The sequence below is a fragment of the Thiorhodospira sibirica ATCC 700588 genome (assembly GCF_000227725.2).
GTDB classification, from domain to species: domain Bacteria; phylum Pseudomonadota; class Gammaproteobacteria; order Ectothiorhodospirales; family Ectothiorhodospiraceae; genus Thiorhodospira; species Thiorhodospira sibirica.
In genome coordinates this window covers 1708223-1729799 of the sequence record NZ_MU255056.1, presented here as the reverse complement: position 1 = coordinate 1729799, position 21577 = coordinate 1708223, and the positions used below count along the sequence as shown (strand labels likewise).

General features: G+C 57.2%; 18 protein-coding genes and 1 other RNA gene. 9 read left to right on the top strand and 10 right to left on the bottom strand.

Annotated elements, in window-relative coordinates; genetic code table 11:
- Window positions 1-44: 44 nt before the first annotated feature.
- A complete protein-coding gene (gene ileS, locus THISIDRAFT_RS08190) occupies window positions 45-2882 on the top strand; it encodes an isoleucine--tRNA ligase (protein WP_040853244.1) in 2838 nt (945 codons plus the stop codon).
- Window positions 2883-3087: 205 nt separating this feature from the next.
- On the opposite strand, the gene THISIDRAFT_RS08185 is transcribed toward ileS, so the two are convergent.
- Window positions 3088-3618, bottom strand: a complete 531-nt coding sequence (locus tag THISIDRAFT_RS08185; RefSeq protein WP_006788607.1) for a hypothetical protein — start codon at window positions 3616-3618, stop codon at window positions 3088-3090.
- 746 nt (window positions 3619-4364) lie between these two features.
- Between THISIDRAFT_RS08185 and fliK the strand changes: the two genes are divergently transcribed.
- Both fliK and THISIDRAFT_RS08175 read left to right on the top strand, forming a co-directional pair.
- Window positions 4365-7778, top strand: coding sequence for a flagellar hook-length control protein FliK (gene fliK / locus THISIDRAFT_RS08180; protein WP_006786560.1), 3414 nt, complete (start codon window positions 4365-4367; stop codon window positions 7776-7778).
- Window positions 7779-7813: 35 nt separating this feature from the next.
- Entirely contained in the window at window positions 7814-8170 is a 357-nt protein-coding gene (locus THISIDRAFT_RS08175; protein WP_006786561.1) for an EscU/YscU/HrcU family type III secretion system export apparatus switch protein, read from the top strand.
- Here the strand turns inward: THISIDRAFT_RS08175 and THISIDRAFT_RS08170 are convergent.
- Window positions 8167-9504 carry a DEAD/DEAH box helicase gene (locus THISIDRAFT_RS08170; RefSeq protein WP_006786562.1) on the bottom strand — a complete coding sequence of 446 codons (1338 nt, stop codon included), beginning with the start codon at window positions 9502-9504 and terminating at the stop codon, window positions 8167-8169. The two genes, THISIDRAFT_RS08175 and THISIDRAFT_RS08170, sit on opposite strands and share 4 nt — an antisense overlap.
- A gap of 664 nt (window positions 9505-10168) precedes the next feature.
- On the opposite strand from THISIDRAFT_RS08170, the gene THISIDRAFT_RS08165 reads away from it, so the two are divergent.
- Genes THISIDRAFT_RS08165 through tatC form a run of 6 tightly spaced genes read left to right on the top strand, consistent with a single transcriptional unit; the run spans window position 10169 to window position 13761 of the window.
- Entirely contained in the window at window positions 10169-11104 is a 936-nt protein-coding gene (locus tag THISIDRAFT_RS08165) for a hypothetical protein (protein WP_006786563.1), read from the top strand.
- A gap of 27 nt (window positions 11105-11131) precedes the next feature.
- Complete coding sequence (hisI, locus tag THISIDRAFT_RS08160) at window positions 11132-11539, top strand: phosphoribosyl-AMP cyclohydrolase (RefSeq protein ID WP_006786564.1); 408 nt, start codon at window positions 11132-11134, stop codon at window positions 11537-11539.
- Complete coding sequence (locus THISIDRAFT_RS08155) at window positions 11536-11874, top strand: phosphoribosyl-ATP diphosphatase (RefSeq protein ID WP_006786565.1); 339 nt, start codon at window positions 11536-11538, stop codon at window positions 11872-11874. The genes hisI and THISIDRAFT_RS08155 overlap by 4 nt, the downstream gene beginning before the upstream one ends.
- Before the next feature lie 53 nt (window positions 11875-11927).
- Entirely contained in the window at window positions 11928-12278 is a 351-nt protein-coding gene (gene tatA / locus THISIDRAFT_RS08150; RefSeq protein WP_006786566.1) for a twin-arginine translocase TatA/TatE family subunit, read from the top strand.
- 34 nt (window positions 12279-12312) lie between these two features.
- Entirely contained in the window at window positions 12313-12726 is a 414-nt protein-coding gene (gene tatB / locus THISIDRAFT_RS08145) for a Sec-independent protein translocase protein TatB (protein WP_006786567.1), read from the top strand.
- Window positions 12727-13761 carry a twin-arginine translocase subunit TatC gene (tatC, locus tag THISIDRAFT_RS08140; protein WP_006786568.1) on the top strand — a complete coding sequence of 345 codons (1035 nt, stop codon included), beginning with the start codon at window positions 12727-12729 and terminating at the stop codon, window positions 13759-13761.
- 57 nt (window positions 13762-13818) lie between these two features.
- Here the strand turns inward: tatC and THISIDRAFT_RS08135 are convergent, their stop codons facing one another.
- The 8 genes from THISIDRAFT_RS08135 to THISIDRAFT_RS08100 form a co-directional block, all read right to left on the bottom strand.
- A complete protein-coding gene (locus THISIDRAFT_RS08135; protein ID WP_006786569.1) occupies window positions 13819-17850 on the bottom strand; it encodes a response regulator in 4032 nt (1343 codons plus the stop codon).
- Window positions 17851-17993: 143 nt separating this feature from the next.
- Window positions 17994-18521: a DUF3426 domain-containing protein gene (locus tag THISIDRAFT_RS08130; RefSeq protein WP_006786570.1), complete on the bottom strand. Its 528-nt coding sequence runs from the start codon at window positions 18519-18521 to the stop codon at window positions 17994-17996.
- Between the two features lie 60 nt (window positions 18522-18581).
- Window positions 18582-19472, bottom strand: a complete 891-nt coding sequence (gene prmA, locus THISIDRAFT_RS08125) for a 50S ribosomal protein L11 methyltransferase (protein WP_006786571.1) — start codon at window positions 19470-19472, stop codon at window positions 18582-18584.
- Window positions 19459-20118, bottom strand: coding sequence for a 5-formyltetrahydrofolate cyclo-ligase (locus THISIDRAFT_RS08120; protein ID WP_246585354.1), 660 nt, complete (start codon window positions 20116-20118; stop codon window positions 19459-19461). The genes prmA and THISIDRAFT_RS08120 overlap by 14 nt, the downstream gene beginning before the upstream one ends.
- 95 nt (window positions 20119-20213) lie before the next feature.
- A non-coding RNA gene (ssrS, locus tag THISIDRAFT_RS08115) (6S RNA) lies at window positions 20214-20399 on the bottom strand.
- 22 nt (window positions 20400-20421) lie between these two features.
- Window positions 20422-20763 (bottom strand): cell division protein ZapA, encoded by a 342-nt coding sequence (locus THISIDRAFT_RS08110; RefSeq protein WP_006786573.1) that lies wholly within the window; start codon window positions 20761-20763, stop codon window positions 20422-20424.
- Window positions 20764-20768: 5 nt separating this feature from the next.
- On the bottom strand, window positions 20769-21002 hold the full coding sequence (locus THISIDRAFT_RS08105) for a TIGR02449 family protein (RefSeq protein ID WP_006786574.1): 234 nt from the start codon (window positions 21000-21002) through the stop codon (window positions 20769-20771).
- A 215-nt stretch (window positions 21003-21217) separates the two neighbouring features.
- Complete coding sequence (locus THISIDRAFT_RS08100) at window positions 21218-21547, bottom strand: hypothetical protein (protein ID WP_006786575.1); 330 nt, start codon at window positions 21545-21547, stop codon at window positions 21218-21220.
- Window positions 21548-21577 lie beyond the last annotated feature (30 nt).

The window sequence follows — 21577 nt, the reverse complement described above, 5'->3', positions numbered from 1 at the left end:
CGCTCCCAGGCTATAAATTGATTTTAACGCTTAAGACCATCACCGTGACTGACTATAAAAACACCCTGAACCTGCCACAAACCGATTTCCCCATGCGCGGCAACCTCGCCAAGCGCGAACCCGAGATGCTTGATCACTGGGAAACCACCGGCTTATATGCCAAATTACGCCAGCATTGCCAGGGCCGCCCCCGCTTTGTGCTGGCAGATGGCCCCCCCTACGCCAACGGCAACATCCACATCGGTCATGCGGTCAACAAAATCCTCAAAGACATTATTATCAAAGCCAAGACCCTCAGCGGCTTTGATGCTCCCTATGTACCCGGCTGGGACTGTCACGGCCTGCCCATTGAATTACAGGTCGAAAAACAACTCGGCAAAAACAGCGTCGATGCCACCAGCTTTCGCCGCGCCTGCCGTGACTATGCCGCCGCCCAGGTTGATGCCCAGCGGGCTGACTTCAAGCGTCTGGGCGTTCTGGGGGCATGGCAGCGTCCCTATCTGACCATGAGCTATCAAATCGAGGCCGACACCATCCGCGCTCTGGGGCGCATCATTGCCAATGGCCATCTGCACCGGGGCGACAAGCCGGTGCATTGGTGTGTAGATTGCGGCTCTGCCTTGGCCGAGGCCGAGGTTGAATACGAAGAAAAACGCTCCAGCGCCATTGATGTTGCCTTTCCGCTCAACGAGGCACACAGCCTGCTGCAACGCCTGGACAATGCTCCTGATGCGGCAAGCGTGCAAGGGCCCATCGCCGTGGTGATCTGGACCACCACCCCCTGGACCTTGCCCGCCAATCAAGCGGTCGCCGTGCATCCTGATTTTAACTATGTGCTGCTGCAAATCAACGCCGAAACCCCAGAGGCTCAGGCGCTGATCCTCGCCGAGGAACTGTGGGAAGCCGCCCTCACGCGCTATGGACGCAGCGCCACCGTGCTGGCCACCTTCCCCGGCAAAAGCCTGGCCGGGTTGATGCTAAGCCACCCCTTCTATGCCCGCGAAGTCCCGGTGATTCTCGGCGAACATGTCACCCTGGAAGCCGGCACCGGCGCCGTACATACCGCACCCGGCCACGGTCAGGACGACTACATCATCGGCCAGCGCTACGGCCTGCCCGTATATAACCCCGTTGGCGGCGATGGGCGCTTTTTACCAGACACCGAATTTTTCGCCGGCCAGAGCGTCACTGAAGCCAATGGCGCCATCATTGAACTGCTGACCAAACGCCAGCGGCTGCTGTGTCATGAAACCGTGCGCCACAGCTACCCCCATTGCTGGCGTCACAAAACCCCCATCATCTTCCGCGCCACCCCGCAATGGTTCATCAGCATGGAACAAGCGAGCCTGCGGCAAACCGCGCTCGCCGCCATTCCCCAGGTAGGCTGGACCCCACAGTGGGGCCAAGCCCGCATTGAGGGCATGATCGCCAACCGCCCGGACTGGTGCATCTCGCGCCAGCGCAAATGGGGCGTACCGATTCCGCTGTTCGTACACCGCCACACCGCTGCCCTGCATCCGCGCAGCCTGGAACTGCTCGAACAGGTCGCCCAGCGCGTCGAACAAGACGGTATCGAAGCCTGGTTTGAACTCGACCCGGCCACCCTGCTTGACCCGCAAGATTGCGAACACTACGAAGCCGTGCGCGACACCCTGGATGTCTGGTTTGATTCCGGTGTCACCCACGCCACCGTCAGCGCCGTACATCCCGAACTGCACCACCCGGCAGATCTTTATCTGGAAGGCTCTGACCAGCATCGCGGCTGGTTTCAATCCTCCCTGCTGACCTCTGTCGCCATGCACGGCCACGCCCCCTATCGCGAAGTGCTGACCCACGGCTTCACCGTCGATGCCAAGGGACAAAAAATGTCCAAATCGCGGGGCAACGTCGTCGCCCCGCAGCAGGTCGTCGATAGCCTGGGCGCCGACATCCTGCGCCTGTGGGTCGCGGCCACCGACTACAGTGCAGAAATGGCCGTCTCCGATGAAATCCTCAAGCGCACCGCCGATGCCTACCGCCGTATGCGCAACACCGCCCGTTTTTTGCTGGCCAACCTGCACGGCTTTGATCCAGATACCGACATGCTGCCCGCCGCCCAACTCCTGCCGCTGGATCGCTGGGCCTTAGAACAGGCCAGCCAGCTACAGTACCGCGTCATCGAGGCCTACAACAGCTACCAGTTTCACCAAATCTATCAGCGGGTGCATAACTTCTGTTCAGTAGAAATGGGCAGCTTTTATCTGGATGTCATCAAAGACCGCCAATACACCACGCCCACCGATAGCCAAGCGCGCCGCTCGGCGCAAACCGCGATGTATCACATCATCGAGGCCATGAGCCGCTGGCTGGCACCGATCCTCTCCTTCACGGCCGAGGAAATCTGGCAACACCTGCCCGGCCATCGCGGGGAATCGGTATTCTTTGCCAGCTGGCATGACGGCCTGCCCGCCAGCGACCCCAACGCCCCACTCAACGACACCGATTGGCAACGCGTACTGGAAGTGCGCCAACTCATCGGCCCCGAACTGGAGCGCCTGCGCAACGCCGACCAGATCGGCTCCTCCCTGGATGCCCAGATCGAACTCTATGCCCAAGGCACCACCCTTGACGTACTCACCCGCTTAGGTGATGAACTGCGCTTTGTCCTGCTCACCTCCGAGGCACAAGCCTATCCCGCAGACACCGCCCCCACCGATGCCGTCTCGGCGCGCCTCGCGGATGGCACCTCCTTACACATCAAAGTCCACGCCAGCGCCCACCCCAAATGCACCCGCTGCTGGCACCACCGCCCCGACGTCGGTCAACACCCCGACCACCCGGAACTGTGTGGCCGCTGCGTCACCAACGTCACCGGCCCTGGCGAAACCCGCCACTTCGCCTAACTTAAATAGCAATGCCGAGCCTCGCTCGGCATTGCTTTTGATAAAAATCAAGGCCTAAACTGTTGCTATGAGATTCTGATAAAGAAGAAATCACGCGTGTCCGCAGCATTTCAGTAAACGGATAGGTGTTGATGAGTGCGGGGTGCGAACCTTGATCTTGGCATGAGTGCGACGGCGTATCATTGCGTCGGCATTGTGCCGGTGTTCACTGGGCGTTGGCGTGCATTCTGCCTGACTCGGCGTTCCCGTGTGGCGGGTAAGAATGCAGCCAGGGGATGGGTAGGTCAAGCTTTATGCTGGTGGGGTTCCAGGTTTGGGCGGATTTGTCGAATATTTCATAGTGTGTGCTGCCTTGCACGCGGGCGTCACTGCGAACGACGATGCGCAGCATTCCTGACATGGCCTGGGATGCCGCCGACGATAACACGAGGTAAGTGACAATCTCGGGCGCGCCGCTACTTTTATTGAGCTGGATGAGCGTTTCAGCACCGAGCAGATGGGTGTCGATTTCGCCGCATCGCCCATCGGGGCTGATCACTTCGTGATGGGTATAACCTTCGCTATTGGTGATGGCGCGATAGCAGGTCCCATCACGTCCATAGGCCGTGGTTTCGATGGTAGGCTGTCCTTGCGCATCCTGTCCAAGGCGGGTGCGTGAACCGGGCACGGTGCTGCTGACTTGTGTGGTATAGAGCACCTTGCCTGAGTGATCTCTTAACTTAACGATATGTTTCATCAGCGTCTCCGCAGCAAATACCGACCACACGGTAGGAGAATGGCCATCAGGACACCACGGCCATTAGAAAAAATACGGTTTAAGTTCTTTATAAAAAAGGTAATGTCCAGGCCTGTAAAATCTTTTCCTCAAATGAGGATAAACTCACAGGGCTGCTCCTGAAACACTACCAAAATGCTACCTACATAGGTTTTCAGTCATCCGCAGCAGCTGCTCCTAAAAACCTAAGCAAAGTTGCTTATGCGATTTTTAGGCATTTCGCTCTCCGTTGATAACACCCTTGCGGGCGAGCAACTGGAGTCCTGGTTGAGCAGTCCCAACCGAATGGCCGGTCAACACCGGCAACATGGGCGGTTTCAGCCGTCGAAACCCAGCTTGCGCCATAAAAGTGGCCTCGGCGTTCATCCTGAACAGAGAACAACTTTGCGATTCGACTTCGACCCCGACCATAGAACGCGAAACCTTCGCGCTTGTAGATAACCTATCTACAATAGAGAATTCTTATAAACAATGAAGAAAAAATCAAGAACTGTTTTTTGCTCTTTTCGGATGCCTGAGTATAATGCTATGTTAAGCCGATCGCTAGCGTGGAAATCTTGCAAAATCTTGCATTGTTCTCGCCGTTCCTGGCCTGTGAGGTTGGATCGACGCTGAAAATGCCTTAAAGGTGCAAGGCATGAGGTGGCGGGTTTTCGTGGCAGGGATCGCTATAATGGGATGCTCATTGTGATGCGAAGAGGTGCGAGATGGAGATACCACGGCCGGTGCCTGCTGTAGGCACCTCAACGGCGAGTGTGCCTCAGGCATTGGGCCTGCAACCGGGGCAAACCGTGCATTTGCGAGTCACCGGGCAGACCTCGCAGGAAGGCATGACGCCTGTGCAGATTGCGGGACATCGACTGGAAGCCCGCCTGCCAGTTTCTGCGACACCCGGCGATAGCTTGCAGCTTAAGGTGTTGACGCTGGAGCCGCGTCTGAGTTTTACCCTGGCTGAACAACGCACCAGTCAGGCTCCGCCAGCTTCATCCCCGCCAACCCCCGGCACCCGCGTGACCACGTCCATTGCAAGCAATCTGGCCTATACCCCAACGCCTTCGACGCCAGAAGGCACCAAGGCGGTACAGCAGCTTGCGCTATTGGCGCGCTATGTGGCACCGCTTTCAGTGAGCGTGCCACAGGGGTTTTCGACCCAAGCATGGCAAATTGGCCAGCAGTTCAGCGCGCAGGTTCTGGCACCTTCTGCGCCGGAAGGGACGACCTTATTACGCCTGGAAGGACAGCCGGTGGCGGTGCGTTTACCGATACTGATGCAGCCGGGCAATGCGGTCGATATGCGCGTATTTACCGCCACCCCGCAGCCCAGTCTGCGCCTGGCTTCTGCGTTTTCCCTGTTGCAAACGGCACCCTCATCCACATCCACCGCAGCGACTGCGCCACCCGTTGCGGCCTCTGTTCCCGCCACGCAGCCGGTTACCGCACCGAATATCACGCCTGCACTGCCCAGCACTCCGCAAATGGCAGCGCCGCAAGCCCAAGCGGCGGCACCGGCACCTACGACGCCTACACAGCAGGTCATTCCCATCAACACGCCCGTACCACCGTCACTGGCCTCACAATTGATGCAACCGGGTCAGACGTTGCAGGCGCAGGTAATTGGCACTTCAGCTCAAAATGGCACAACCCTGTTGCAGGTGAATAATCAGAGCGTGGAATTGCGTTTGCCGGTGCCGGTGAATCCCGGCCAAACGCTGGAATTAAAGGTTTTGACACTCAGCCCGCGTCCTGCCTTAGGTGTGGTTGTAAATACTCCTGCTCCCGCACTGCCGCCAACACCGTCTGGTCCTGCCCCGCAGCCAGTCACACCGACAAATATCACGCCTGCACCGCCGAGCACCTCTCAAGCGGCTGTACCATCAAATCCGCCAAATGCGCCTCAAGTTCAAGCCACTACGCCAGCGCCAACGCCTCCCACCCAGCAGGTCATTCCCATCAACACACCCGTACCACTGTCGCTGGCTTCGCAGCTGATACAACCCGGTCAGACGTTGCAGGCGCAGGTGATGGGTACTTCAGCACAGACGGGCACGACCTTGCTGCAGGTGAATAATCAAAGCGTGGAATTGCGTTTGCCGGTGCCGGTGAATCCGGGCCAGGCGCTGGAATTAAAAATTTTAACCCTCAGCCCGCGTCCTGTCTTAGGTGTGGTTGTGAATACCCCCGTACCACAAACAACACCCCCTGCTCAGACCGCACCGCTGCCAACGCCGTCTGCTCCGGCTCCGGCAGTGACCGCCCAAACAGCGGCAGCGCCACAAGCAGCAACAGCAACCCCGCCAAGCACTGCCCCCGCTCACCAAGTACAAGCGGCAGTACCACCATCATCAACGCCGCCAAATGCGCCTCAAATTCAAGCCGCTACGCCAGCGCCAACACCACCCACACAGCAGGTCATCCCGATTAACACCCCGGTACCGCCCTCGCTGGCCTCACAACTGATGCAATCGGGTCAGAGCTTGCAAGCGCAGGTAATTGGCACTTCGGCTCAAAATGGCACAACCTTGGTGCAGGTGAATAATCAGAGCGTGGAATTGCGTTTGCCGATACCGGTGAATCCCGGTCAAGCGCTGGAATTGCGGGTATTGACCCTTAGCCCACGCCCCACCTTAGGTATGGTCATACCAATGCCCGCAGTGAGCAGCCCTGTCGTCAATGCGCCGTCTCTGCCAACAGGACTGAATCCAGTCTTGGCACAAGCACCGCCTCAAGCGCCTTTAATGCAAACGGCACTGACACCGACGGCAATAGTGCCACCATCCACTACCGTGACCGGGCAAACCAATCCGCTGAGTACGCCGCTGGCAGCAACCAGTGTGGCGCCAAATACGGTGCTTTTGAGCCTGCCGCCGACGCTATCAACGCAGCAGTGGCAGGCCGGTCAGGTCATGACGCTGCACGCGCTGGGGCATTCGGCGCGTGACGGCACCACCCTGATGCAGCTTGGACAACAAGCCGTGGCGGCGCGAATGCCCATACCTATGGCGGCCGGTGAGAGCGTGGCTTTACGGGTGGTCAGTGTCGGGCCGCAACCGATGTTGACGCTGGCCAATCCGGTGCCAGCTGCAACCCCTCAAGCCCCGGTTGCAACACCGCCAGCCGTCGCATCGCCGCCCAGCCAGCCGGTTTTTTCCCCGGAGATGGTCAATGCCCTGGCCAGACAGGTGCGCCAGTCACTGCCTGTACAAAGTGCTCAGCTGCCTTTGCTGGAGCTTCTGAATCAACTGGCCAGCCAGCAGCAAGGCAAAGCGCAAAGTCTTTTGCCCGAGCAGATCAAGCAACTCAATGAAGCCCTGCTACGTCTTTTGCCAACCCCGGCGCAGATGGCGCAGGCGGAGGGTTTGCGCAAGGCGATTCTGCGTTCTGGCATGTTTTATGAGTCCCGTATTCAGGCGATCAGCAGCAGTGATTCTGTCTCAGCGCCGCCCCAGGATCTGAAATCCATTTTGCTGTCACTGGCCGAGCGGCTGCGCTCCATGCCTAATCCGCCCCCGGCCTTGCTGCGTTCTTTGTATCAGGAGGGGATGCGGCGCGCTGCAGAATTACCGCCGCCCCGGCGTGAGGGTTCGCCGACACCGCAAGCCCGCGCTGCACCGGTGGATCTGGCGCTGTTTTCGCGTGAGGCTTTATTGGAAATGTTAAAGATTCGTACCCAAGGGGCCTTGTCGCGGGTGGTATTGCATCAGGTTGCCAATGCAGAAAGTGCCGAGCAGGGACAGGCGCGTTGGCTGATGGAGCTGCCGTTACGGGCACAAAACGCGATGGAATTGATTCATTTATTGCTGGAAAAAGATACCCAGCAGGGCGGCAAGGAGGACAAAGACCCGACGTGGCGGGCCGAGATGGCGCTGGATTTACCCGAGCTGGGTGCGGTACGGATTCGCATCACGGTCTGCGGGGATCGGGTGAGCACCCATTTTTGGGCCGAGACAGCGGGTACGGTAAAGCGCCTGGGCGAAAGTTTGCCGCGTTTGCGCGAGGGATTAACAGCGCGGGAACTGCTGATTGGCAATATGGGCTGCTATGCCGGTGAACCGCCACCAACCACGCCGCCCGCAGAGCAGGCGCGCAAAGACCCGCAAGGCATGGTGGACAGCCATGTGTGAGTACAGATTAAACATGGAAATGGCAGAAAAACATCATGAGTGGTGATCGACAGGATACCCCTAAACCGCGCAAAGCCATTGCCCTGCAATACGATGGACCGGGTAGCGCACCGCGCTTGACCGCTAAAGGGGTTGATGATACAGCAGCGCGTATTTTGGAGATTGCCCGTGAACACGGGGTGCCGGTGCATGAAGATCCGTTGCTGACCCAGGCATTAGCGCAAATTCCGCTCGGCGATGAGATTCCGGAAAATCTCTATATCGCCGTTGCGGAGGTTTTGTCCTTTGTCTACTTTGTCAGCGGACGCACACCCTGGGATGATCCCCTGGATACCGCCAGACGTACCATGCCTGACGGTGGGGAGCTCATTCCCAAGGTGCAAGAGGACTAAACGGTTTGCGCCTTGGGGGTGGCAGAGCGGGCATGGGCATAACCACCGCCATGCGCGCTGCTGCGCCCTTTGCCGCTACCGGGACGGGCATTGCGAAAGCTGCTGCGGCCATTGGGCTGTGCGCTGCGATCACGGCTACCGTGGTGATGATGCTTACCGCGAGCGGCCGGTGGACGGCGGCTGGACGGAACACGCGAAACCGGCTCCAAGCCTTCAATCACATGCACCTCAATGGATTTGCCGGTATAGCGTTCAATGGCGCGAATCACGCCGATTTCACGCGGCCCACTCAGGGTAATCGCAATCCCATCACGACCTGCACGCCCAGTACGCCCGATACGATGGACATAATCTTCTGCGCAACGCGGCGGATCAAAGTTGATCACATGACTGATCCCGGCGACATCAATGCCGCGTGCGGCGACATCGGTGGCCACCAGAATCGAAATGCGCCCATTGCGCAACTTATCCAGGGTGCGATTGCGTGCCCGCTGTTGCATGTCGCCATGCAAGGCATCGGCGGCAAAGCCTTTTTCACGCAGACTGATGGACAATTCATCGGCGCTGCGTTTGGTGGCCGTAAACACCACGGCCTGTTGCAGATCATCGCTTTCCAGCAGCGATTCCAGCAAGCGGGTCTTATGGGTCAGGTTATCGGCCAACAATAAGCGCTGTTCGATATTACCGGAACGCTCTTGCGCCGGGGCAATCTCGATGCGTTGTGCATCGGTGGTGAGCTTGCGTGCCAGATTGCCAACGACACCATCCAGCGTTGCGGAAAACAACAGGGTCTGACGATCCTGCGGAGTGGCCGCGACGATGGTTTCAATGTCCTCGGCAAAACCCATGTCCAACATGCGGTCGGCTTCGTCCAGAATTAACATCTGCACATCGCTAAGCTTGAGCTTGCGGCGATTGAGATGGTCAATCAAACGTCCTGGCGTGGCCACAACCACATCCACCGGACGCGACAGTTGTTTGGCCTGTGCAATAAAGGGCGCGCCACCGACCAGGCAGGCGGTATTCAGCCAGCGCAGTTTGCGCCCGTAGGTCTTGACCGCTTTTTCTACCTGCTGTGCCAGCTCACGCGTTGGCGTCAACACCAACACCCGAGGACCGCTGCCCGGTTGAGCGCGTTGCTCAATCAAGCGTTGCAGGCACGGCAAGGTAAAAGCGGCGGTCTTGCCACTGCCCGTATGCGAAGACACCAACAAATCCGCCCCGGTCAGCGCCGCTGGAATGGCCTGAATTTGTACTGGGGTTGGGGTGGTATAGCCGGTCGCTTCGATGGCGGACAGCAGGGCATTTTCAAGACCAAGTGATTCAAAACTCATAGATACAAGATTCCTCGTTTGTTCTGGCGAAACAAGCGCACACCAGACCATTGCCCGTAAAATGACAGGCTTTAGAAACATCGCGGCATCAAGGACCAAGGCATAACCCGGTCATGGAGATACTTCGATGGGCTTGGGGCGTGAACCCATGCGGGCATCACGCACATCGGCACCAACCGGTTTTCGCGATGCCAAACGGTCAAATGAACGTATGGAGTTCGAAGGGCAGGTCGGAGGCGATGGGGCTGTGTGTACAGTCCCTCGGTTAGATCTAGGCGTAAACCTAGGGGAGATATTTTTAAACTAGACCGAATGCTGCAATTGCACAACTGGGCGCAAGTATAACGGATCGTCCTGTAGATAGCCAGCGCCATTTTGCGCATCCGGGCATTCTTGCCAGGCATTGGAGAAACAAGAAACGATGCGTGCCGAGAAACCGCCGCCTCACAGCATCTTGAATGCGCTACGGCAGGGGCTTTTATCATGCCATGCCTGGCATCATGGCTGTGCAGATACGCCAAGGCTTTGCTAGACTAGCGCGGTTATCTACAGGACAGTTTGTCCACCGGGGTGGTGGGATGGGTACTGCCTGGCAAAACTTTCCTGTAGGTACCTGTATAGGTAATGACTAGAAAAATCAATTAAATACATAAGCGGGAGCGTCATGGCTACACATACACACAAATACCGATTGGTGACGCGCAGTGATTTTGATGGGCTGGTCTGCGCCGTGCTGCTCAATGAGCTGGATCTGATTGATGATATTAAGTTTGTCCATCCCAAGGATATGCAAGATGGCAAGATTGAGATCACCGGGCGCGACATTACCACCAATTTGCCTTATGTCGAGTCCGCGCACCTGGTGTTTGATCATCACCTTAGCGAGACGCTGCGCAATCAGGGTGCCAGGGATAATTACATCATTGATGCCAGTGCCCCCTCTGCGGCGCGTGTGGTGTATAACTATTATGGCGGCAAGGAAAAATTTCCCAGTATCTCTGATGAGATGATGATTGCGGTGGATAAGGCGGATGCTGCGCAGTTCAGCCGTGAGGAAATTCTTAATCCCACGGACTGGGTGTTGCTGAATTTTTTGATGGATGCACGCACCGGCTTAGGGCGCTTTCGCGACTTCACCATCTCCAACTATCAGCTAATGATGGAGCTGATTGACTACTGTCGCTTGCACTCCATTACCCAGATTTTGGACCTGCCGGATGTCAAGGAGCGTTCCGAGCTGTATTTCAATCAGGAGGCGCAGTTCAAGCAACAGCTTCACGACTGCGCCACTGTACACGGTGATCTGGTGGTGCTGGATCTGCGCGAGCAGGAAACCATTTACGCCGGCAACCGTTTCATGATTTATGCGCTGTATCCGCAATGCACCGTCTCGATTCATGTGATGTGGGGACTCAAACAGCAAAACACCGTGTTTGCGGTGGGTAAATCCATTCTTAACCGCAACAGTACGGTCAACATTGGCGAGCTGATGCTTGAATACGGCGGTGGCGGACATGCCAATGCAGGCACCTGTCAGGTCGCCAATGAGCAGGCGGAGGAGGTTTTGCAGGCCTTGATCTCCCGGATTGCCAAAATCTAGGCGGTTATGCTTATGCAAGGAGTCGGTATGCCTTCACCGCAATGGCTTGAACAGATACACTGGAATCCGGAGGGTCTGATTCCTGTGATTGCTCAGGATCACCTCAGTCAGCATGTGTTGATGCTGGCCTGGATGAACCGCGAAGCCCTGGCACATACCGTAGAACGTGGCGAGGCGGTTTACTGGTCGCGGTCACGTCAGCGGCTATGGCATAAAGGCGAAAGCTCAGGCCATGTGCAGCGCGTGCATGAGCTGCGTCTGGATTGTGATGGGGATGCGCTGCTGTTAAGGGTCGAACAAATCGATGGCATCGCCTGTCATACGGGCCGGGCGCATTGTTTTTACCGCCGTCTTGAACATGGGCAGTGGCACAGCGTAGACCCGGTTCTTAAAGATCCGGCAGATATTTATTCATCGGTGAAGCCCACGATATGAGCACGAATCCGCAGCATCCCGAGGCCATTCTCAGCCGCTTAAGCGAGGTGCTTGAAGCGCGTCGCCATGCGGCGCCCGAGACCTCTTATGTAGCGTCTTTGTATGCCAAGGGGCTGGATAGCATCCTGAAAAAAATCGGCGAAGAAGCCAGCGAAACCATTATCGCCGCCAAAAATCCTGACCCGGATGCGCTGATTTATGAGATGGCAGACCTGTGGTTTCATACCTTGGTATTGCTAGCCCATCAAGGACTGGATCATCAACAGGTGCTGGCTGAGCTGGCGCGACGTTTCGGCCTGTCGGGGCTTGACGAAAAGGCATCGCGCACCCCATAAACGCCACAGTGACGGCAATCCTTTCTCAATCCTTTTCATGAGGTATCGCGACCATGGGTATTGGTGGCATTAGCATCTGGCAGTTGTTGATCGTCTTGTTGATTGTGGTATTGCTGTTTGGCACCAAAAAACTGCGCAATATGGGTGGTGATTTGGGGAATGCGATTAAAAACTTTCGTCAATCCTTACGCGAAGGCGGTGAGGATAAGGATGATAGCCAGAGCGCCAAGGCGCAAGCAGCGGGTGATAACACGACCACAAGCACTGCAGGCGGTGAGGCCCCTAAAGGCCCGGCACAGATGGAAGAAAAACCCGGACGAATCATTGATGCCGAGGCAACCCATGTCGCCTCCCCGGCAGCGCAGCAAGCCCCGCATGGATCACATGATCATCGTTCCATTTAACCCGCACGCCTATCCGGCCTAACGCGCCGCATCTATGTTTGATATTGGCTTTTGGGAAATCACCATCATTGCGGTGCTGGCCTTGCTGATTGTAGGGCCAGAGCGTTTGCCAGGGCTTGCGCGTGAGGCCGGGCGCTGGGTGGCCAATATCCGCCGTTTTGTCTCCAGTGCCCGCTCAGACATTGAGCGCGAGCTGCAAACGGAGGAGCTCAAACGCCTGCTACAACAACAAGACCAGGAAATCCGCGAACTCAAGCAAATGTTTCGCGATACCGAACAGACCCTGCGCGAGGAAGTAGATCAGACCACGCAATTGATGCATAGCGACGCATCACACGACAAGTCATCCAAGGCCGCCGAATCGCAGGCCGGTTCAGCGCCTGAGATATCTTCTTCCAAGGCCGCACAACCTCCTGCAGCATCGCGCCTGCCCGACTCGCCACCCTAGATGCCGCCCGAAAAAGACCCCCAAGCCAACGCCACTGAAGGTGAAGGCACCCTGCTTTCCCATCTGCTGGAGCTGCGTACACGCCTGTTACGGATGGTACTCGGCGTGCTGGTGATTTTTATCGCCCTGGCGCCCTTTGCCAACCCTATCTACAGCTTCGTTGCCGAGCCTTTGATGGCGCATCTGCCTGAAGGTAACAGCATGATCGCCATTGATGTGGCGGCACCTTTTTTGATCCCCTTCAAATTGGTGCTGATGCTATCCATTATCCTGGCGATTCCCTATCTGCTGTATCAGGTCTGGGCCTTTGTCGCACCAGGCTTATATCAGCATGAGCGCAGCATTGCGCTGCCGCTGATTGCCTCCAGCACCCTGCTGTTTTATGTGGGCATGGCCTTTGCATATTTCGTGGTGTTCCCGCTGATATTTGCCTTCTTTACCTCCACCGCCCCGGAGGGCGTGGCGGTGATGACCGATATTGGCCGTTATCTGGATTTCATCATCCTGCTGTTTCTGGCCTTCGGGATTGCCTTTGAGGTTCCGATTGCCACCATCTTGCTGGTGTGGATGGGCCTGACCACCCCGCAAAAACTGGCGGCCAAGCGCCCTTATGTGATTGTCGGGGCCTTTGTGATCGGAATGCTGCTGACCCCTCCAGACATCATCTCGCAAACCTTGCTGGCCTTGCCGGTGTGGGTGCTGTTTGAGATCGGCCTGTTACTGTCGCGAGTAATGATCAAGCGCCGCCCTGATGAAGCCGAGGCCGCCGAGGACCCGGATGACGAACCGCCGCCGTCAGGCCCTGGTACGGGAGCAGGCTTTGGGCGCACCACACATTCAGAAAATCCCGCGCCGGATATCAACACCCAGGGCTGGGATCAGATGGCCGAACATAACACCGCCCAGGCGAGCAAGCGCTTTGAGTATACCCCCTTAAGCCCGGAGGCGATGGACGCCGAACTGGATCGCATTGAACGCGAAGAACAGGCAAAGGAAAAAAGCCCCGCACGCGATGCAACGTCACGGCAAGACTAAAAAGCACCTCCAGCAGCCTCACAACATACCAGTAGCCATTCCCGACTCGCCCTTGACCTACGAAGGACTCACCGGCTGGGCGCGTAATATCGTTTGTACGGCATTGAATTGTTGCATGATTTCGGGTAACAGGCGTTGTGCTGCTGCGAGGTCGCCGACGTCAGCGGCCTGTTCCATGATAAAGGCAACGGCTTGCAGGCGTTTGGCGGCGACGTTGGCGGCTGAGCCTTTGATGGAATGAGCCTGGCGTTTGATTTCCTTGAGGTCTTCGGCCTCGCAATACTGCTGTAATTGGGCCAGTTCGGCGGGAGTGTCCTGCAGAAAGTCCTGAATAACCCAATAGGCAAGTTGTTCATCGTCCATCATGCGCAATAACAGATCGACGCGATCAAACAGCGGGGCTTGCAGGGCCTCGCTCAAACCGGCTGAACAGGTTTGCACATATGCTGTTTCAGCATGATCGTCGTCGCTGGGTGTGGTGGCTGTGGCGGGTAGCGCGGTTTCATCTTCCGCCGCAGCGCCGCCGGCCGGCGCCTTGGTGGAGTCCTGTGCAGGCAGCCAGCGCTTGAGCGCTTCGGCTAAAATGGTGGCGCTGACAGGCTTGGGCACATAGTCGTTCATGCCCGCTTGCAGGCAGCGCTCGCGGTCGCCCTGCATGGCATGGGCGGTCATGGCGATGATCGGGATGGCATGATTAAACACCGGGGTCTGCGGGTCGCGGATGGCGCGGGTGGCGGCAAGACCATCCATGACCGGCATCTGCACATCCATCAACACCAGGTCGTAGGGGATGGTTTTCAAAGCGACCAGCACTTCGGCGCCGTCAGCTACCGTGTCGGCTTTAAGGCCCAGGCGCTTGAGGATACTCAGGGCGACTTTTTGGTTGGTGATGTTGTCCTCAGCCAGAAGGATGCGGGCCTGCACATTGAAATGATGTTGTGGCATCTGGGCAGGCCGCTCACGGGTCAGGATGCGGCGTGATTGTGTCTGTGGCCCTTCTGCCATCAGGTCAGAGAGCACATTAAACAGCTCAAGGTGGCGCAGCGGTTTGGTGATGTAGGCAGAAAATCCGGCTTGCTCAAAGCGTTTGGCATCGCCACGCATCCCCAGCGAGGTCAACATGATGGTCTTAAGGCTTTGTAAGCTGGCATCGCTTTTGATCAGGGTGCCCAGGGTTTCGCCGTCCATTTCGGGCATTTGCATGTCAATGATCGCCAGTTTAAACGGGTCTTTGTGTACGCTGACCGCCTGTTTGAGTGCTTCCAGCGCGCTGAGCGCGTCGGCATAATCGCTGACCCGCATGCCCCACAGATTGAGCCGGGTGATCAAAATTTCGCGGTTGGTGGCGTTGTCATCCACCACCAGAATGCGCACCCCGTGCAAATCGGGGTTACCTTGTGCTTGTATCTCTGCCTGGCCCTGTTCCTGTTTGCCCAGACAGACGGTAAACCAGAAGGTCGAACCGTTTTCTTCCTGGCTGTGCAAGCCGATTTCACCGCCCATCAGTTCAGCCAGTTGTTTGGAAATCGCCAGCCCCAGACCGGTGCCGCCATAACGGCGGGTGGTAGAGGCGTCCACCTGGGTGAATTTTTCAAACAGAATGTCTTGTTTTTCCTCGGGAATGCCGATGCCGGTGTCGCGCACGGAGAAATGCAGGGTGCATTCCTGGGCGGTTTGGGCCATTAAAAACACGCGCACGACGACCTCGCCCTGCTGGGTGAATTTGATGGCATTGCTGACCAGATTGGTCAGGATCTGGCGCAAACGTCCGGGGTCGCCCCGCACCTGGGTTGGCACATTGGGATCGGCAAAACACAATAATTCCAGCCCCTTTTCATGGGCCCGCACCGCCAGCGTAGCGGCAAAATCCTCCAGCAGTTCCAGCAGGTTGAAATCCAGCATTTCCAGATCCAGGCGGTGCGCCTCGATTTTGGAAAAGTCCAGAATATCATTGATCAGCGTCAGTAAAGCGTCTGCACTGGTGTGTACGATTTCAGCATAGCGGCGCTGTTCGGTATTGAGTTCTGTGTCCAAAAGCAAGCCCGTCATGCCGATGACACCATTCATCGGTGTGCGGATTTCATGGCTCATATTGGCGAGAAAATGGCTTTTGGCAATATTGGCCTGTTCAGCCTTGCTGGCCAGTTCATTGGCACGGGCAATGGCGGTTTCGAGCTGGCGGTTGTTTTGCAGCAAGGCCTCCTCGGTTTGCTGGCGGCGACTGACATCACGAAATGACCACACGCGCCCGCGCTGTTCGCCCAGATACATCGGGCAGGAATAGCACTCATAGACGCGCCCATCCTGAAAATGAATCACGTCCAGACGGCTGATCTCACCGCGATGGCGTTCATTGATCAGGGTTAAAAAGGCCTCCGGGTCTACCAGCTGCTGCGCGGCATAGGCCAACAACTGCGCCTTATCCTCATATTGCAGGCGTACCGGCGATAAACGCCACAGTCGCAGGAAACGCTCGTTGGTAAACAGCAAGGCGCCCTGCCCATCCACCGCCAAAATCCCCTCATCGGTAGCATTGAGAATGGCCCGTAACACGGTTGCAGTATGCTGGCGGTCCAACTCGGCCTGTTTGCGCTCGGTGATGTCTTGCACCATCCCGACAGAGCGCACGATCTGCCCCGTTGCATCACACTCATGCTGGCATTTTTCATAAACATAGCGCAGTGCCTGGGTGTCGGCGCGGATCACGCGATGCTCAATTTCATAGTCCTGAGCGCCGTGCAGCGAGTCCTGATAGGCCTGATCGACGCGCTGGCGGTCCTGCGGATGCACCGCCTCCAGGAAGGCCGCATAGGTGGCATCGAAATGCTGCGGTTGCAAACCAAAGATACGGTAAATCTCATCTGACCAGCGCAATTGTCCGGTTGCTACCTCCAGCTCCCAGCTGCCGACATGCGCAATCTCCTGGGAACGCGCTAGCCGCGCCTCACTTTGTTCCAGTTCATGGTGCTGGGCGCGGATGTGTTGATCGGTTTTGCGCAATAAGGCAAACACAAAGGCCAGCAGACATAGCAGTAACACCCCGCCTGCCCCGGCAAAAACCAGCAGCTGGCGGTGGAAATGTTGCTGTACAGCAGTAATATCATGCAAAACCAGCAGTTTGCCGATGTAATGCCCCCCCGCATCGCGCAATGGCGACAACAAGACCTGCCAGCTTTGCCCGTTGCGTGTCAGCGTCATATAACGCTCGCCGGGGAGCTGATCTTGCAATGCAAGCCAGGGGTTTTCCAGGGATGACAGCGGCTCAACAAGATCACCATACAGCGGCAGGTGTGAAGACGGATTGAGGTTTGAGGCGTTGAGCTGAATCAAGACCTCAGCCAGCCAAGGCGTGGAGGCATAAATTTGTGCATACTCAGCGAGCTGATGCCAGTCAGTGGGCCTTTGCAGGCGCTGCATCCCGGCCTCGAAACGCTCCCGCTGTAGATGGCGCTTGTGAATGAAAACCCCGGCTTCATCCCCGTCGCGGCTGTGCAAACCGGCCAGCACATCCTCAATCTCCCGCCCCAGCTCCACATAGCCGATGAGCTGGCCTGCAACAAACACCGGCTGCACCACGCGCAGGGTGAAGGTACTCAGCGGCCCCAGCTCAATACCATAGGCCAACTGCCCACTGGCCTCGGCACTGCGGGCAGTGAAACGCTCAATGCGATCCCCATAATGCGGGGGATTATGCACCCGCAGCAGGCAGATGCGCTCGACATCAAAAAAATACAGGTGGGTGATCGCATTGGCCTGCCGGAGGGCCGCGAACACCTCTGCCCAATCCGCCAACAGCCGCTCACGGTCTCGCGCCTGTAAGGCCTGCTGCAGGCGGGTATCGGCAACCATCACCTGCAAACTGCTGGCCAGACCCTTCACCTGATGCACCATCGACTTTTGCAACTCCAGCCGTCGATCCGCCAGATAATAGCGATGATGCTCCGTCAGACGTTGCTGGTGCGCCTGCCACAATAACACCCCGCTCCCCGACAACAGCGCCACCAGTAAAGTAGCCAGCGGAATCATCAGCCGCGTCAGCAACGGCTTGGGCCGGGATGAATGGGCAGGGCGTGCGGCAAACTCAGACATGGGTCATTAAGGCCAGGCTAGCAGGTGGCAGTTCTTGTGGAAATAGTCATGGCGCTATTGTCGACCAACATTGTCCAAAATACAAACCAAAGGATGGCAAGGATGAGGCACTATTGCTTATCTAAAGCGCCCTTTTTGCGCGATCAATGTCCCGTGATGCGCATTTGATAGCCAATGGCATCTGGGCCGGGGTCAATCAGTTCAAACGTGATGTCGATGATTTCTGTCGCGCCAATATGCGTTTTAACCGATTGGTTTTGCGCGAGATAATCGTGCTTGGCGAAGGTACGGCGTGCCAGTTCCTGGCCGCGTTGATTGGAAAAACTTAAGGTTAGCGAGGGCAGTGGCACGGTCTTGCTGCCCCGATTTTCCAGAGAGCCCATGACAATCAGGGCCTGCGGGGCGCTGGGGTGGGTATAGATGGTGATTCCGACCAGCACAAGGGAGGTCTCGCTGGCCTGTGGCGAGCCAAGCGATACATCCGCTAACCATGTCGGCTGCTGATAGTAGCCAAACTGTGCCAACAAGACCCCTAGCAACAGCAGGCAGCCAATGCCCCAGCGATGCGCATGGCCTCGCCTGGCCTGCGTTGCGGAGCGCAGCAGATCCTCTTGCAGCGCCAGCGGCACTGTCAGCGCGTCGGCAGTGGGCGGGGTGGACGAGGGTGGCATTGTTAATAGGGAACGCCGGGCACCCGCCCGGCACAACGGGGATAATATGCGAAAGGCCAGCTATCCATCATGGTAGCGCACCCCGTGCATCAAGGCCCAGCCTTCGACTTCTTCGACCTGCTGCAGGCTAAACCACGGCTGATAGGCCTCGGTCATTTCCGCAACCTGACGCACCAGCAAACCCGCCAGCACGATTTCACCGCCAACCCGGCAAAGCCCGGCCAGGGTAGGGGCCAAGGCCACCAAAGGCCCGCTAAGGATATTGGCAAGGACCAGATCAAACTGCACATCGGCGGGGATTTGTGCCGGTGGAATGATGCTTAGCTGCCAATCCTCAACCCCGTTGCGCATGGCATTTTCCCAGGTGGCAATCAGTGCCTGCGGATCAATGTCCACCGCACAGGACCGCGCCGCGCCTAAGCGTAAGGCGGCAATCGCCAGAATGCCTGAACCACAGCCATAATCCAAAACCGTGTGATCCTGTTGCAGATGCGCATCGAGAAAGCGCAGACACATGGCCGTGGTCGGGTGCGTGCCGGTGCCAAAAGCCAGACCCGGATCAAGGATGATATTGGCGGCCTGCGGATCGGGTGGAGTATGCCAGCTTGGGCAGATCCACAGGCGCGAGCCAAAGGCCGTGGGCTTGAAATCTTCAATACAGGTCCGCACCCAGTCCTGCTGCGGCAGTAATTCCTGACGAATATGCGCGAGCGGAATGCCAAATTGTTCCTGCAAGGCCTGTTGCAATTCATTAAAGCGATGATCATCGGCAAACAGACCCGCCATCAGGGTGTCTGGCCAGATCGGCATCTCTCCGGGCGCGGGTTCCAGCAAGGGATAATCGCCGGCATCTTCAAGCAGAATAGACAGCGCGCCGTGGTCGGTGAACAGCTGCTCAATGGCGTCAAGCTGCGCAGCATGGGTATGGACGGATAATTTATGCAGGCTCATCGGGAAAAATCATAACAGGGTGGACAGTGCCATGCCGGGCACAAAAGGAATACAGGCGGCGTTCGGTAATCACCGCCGTTAAGGGAATATCCCAGGGGCGCGAAGGCAGGGCCTCAAGCCCTTGAAATTCATAGGCCAGACCCACCAGATACGGTTTGTGCCAATGGCGGCGCTGACGCAAAAAGGCAAAGCTTGCATCATAATAGCCACCCCCCATGCCCAGGCGGCGGCCCTGTCGGTCAAAGCCCAGCAAGGGCGTTAATACCAGATCCAGGCGGGTGATGGGAATAGTATCCACACGCACGCCGTGAGGTTCCAGAATACCAAAGCGGTTAGGAGATAAGCGCGTCTGCGGCGTCCAGGGCAGAAAATCCATGCAGCGAGGATGATGCGGATGAATGCGCGGAAGATAGAGCCGTTTACCGGCCAAGCGGGCCGTGTCCACCATCAACATGGGATCCACTTCGCCACGATGGGGGAGATAGGCGGCGATATGACGAGCCGCGCGAAACCAGCGGCAATGGATGAGCTGTCTGGCAATCCTCTCGGCGGCCTGCGCTTGCGCTGCACGACTCAGCATGGCGCGTTGTCGGCGCAAATCGCGGCGCAATGTCACCAAATCAAGGATATCAGGGGAGACAGTCACGGGAAAAGGCACCATGGAACGCCGGACACCCGCCCGGAATGATGAGGGCGCGCACCTTGGCAAGACATCGCGGGGACAACACACGTTAAAGAGGGCACACTCCGCACAAATGCCGTGGCAGACTTTCAACCTTGAACCGATCGTTCAAGTGGGTGCCTCGGGTATACGGAAGGCTTTCCGTGACAAGACGGACCTGCACAAGCGCATACACTACTCAGCTCCCGGGGTCGTTTATTAGCTCAAGGATAATACCCAGCCGCACACGAACACCGCAGAGGTGCCCAAAACTAAAACAAAATCAACTCAGGATGAAGCATCTGCCGAGGGTTCTCCATGCTTTTCCAGCGCCCCATCGACTTTTCTCGTCAGACTGCGCAAACGGCCTGTCAGCGCCTGATTCAGGTCATCATACTGATTGCGCATCATCAACATCTCATGCGTGATATTGAGCGCGGCCATCACGGCGATACGATCACCACCAACGACTTTACCGCTATCGCGGATCTCACGCATCCGCCGATCCAGCAGGGTTGCCGAGGCCAGCAAGGCATTGCGCTCGGTCTCAGGACAAGAAACCTGATACTCCTTGCCCAGAATGCTAACAGAAACGGGTTCAAAACGCACCACTGGCTGTTTTGTAATCATTTCGCTCACGTCCCTTGCTCCATATTCTTCAAGCGTCCAATCATGCTCTCAACTTTCACCCGCGCCTGCTCGCTGCGATCAAATAAATTTGAGCGCTCACTATTAAGATAGGCAAGCTGTTCACGCAGGCGGCGATTATCCTCTTTCAGACGATCACAGAGGTTCATCAGCTCGCCAAGCCGTGTTTCCAGCATCCTCAATTCTTTTTCAGCGATATGCTTGGAGTCTTCGGTTTCCATAGCTGCCAGTTGTATAGAGCTTCGACATGCGCCCAGCATCAAAGCATTATGGGCTTATGCAGGCACCAAGGGAAATACCTCGAAGCCATGCAACTCGTCATTTAACGTGTCATTGAGTCGCGATATTACCACACGCCCACAGGGAAGCAAGACCAGCCACGGAAAAAGCCAGCAACGACAAAGTCTCATCCGGGGCTTGCGGTATTGCCTCACCGTCATCGCGTCATGCGGTAACGGCGGGTGCCGTCGGGATATTCTGCCTCAAATAGCGTGACGGTATCACCCACGGCAGGAATGATACCAAAGACCTGTACGCGGGTTTGGGTGTCATCCGGCAATAACACGCGGATGGTGACCAGGGTAGCGGGGCTGCCGGTGCGCAGACTGGTGGCGCTGCCTTCATTGACTTCAAGCACGGTGGCAGATTGCTGGCGTAGCGTCGGCTCGCCTTGAGGCGTGATCCAGAACGCGCCCAGCAGCGCCACCAGCATGGCTATGCCGAAAAAGATCAGGCGGTGGCTAAGATACTGGCGGGGATTGAACATGATCAAGTGTTTTTCGCTTCAGCGCATGGT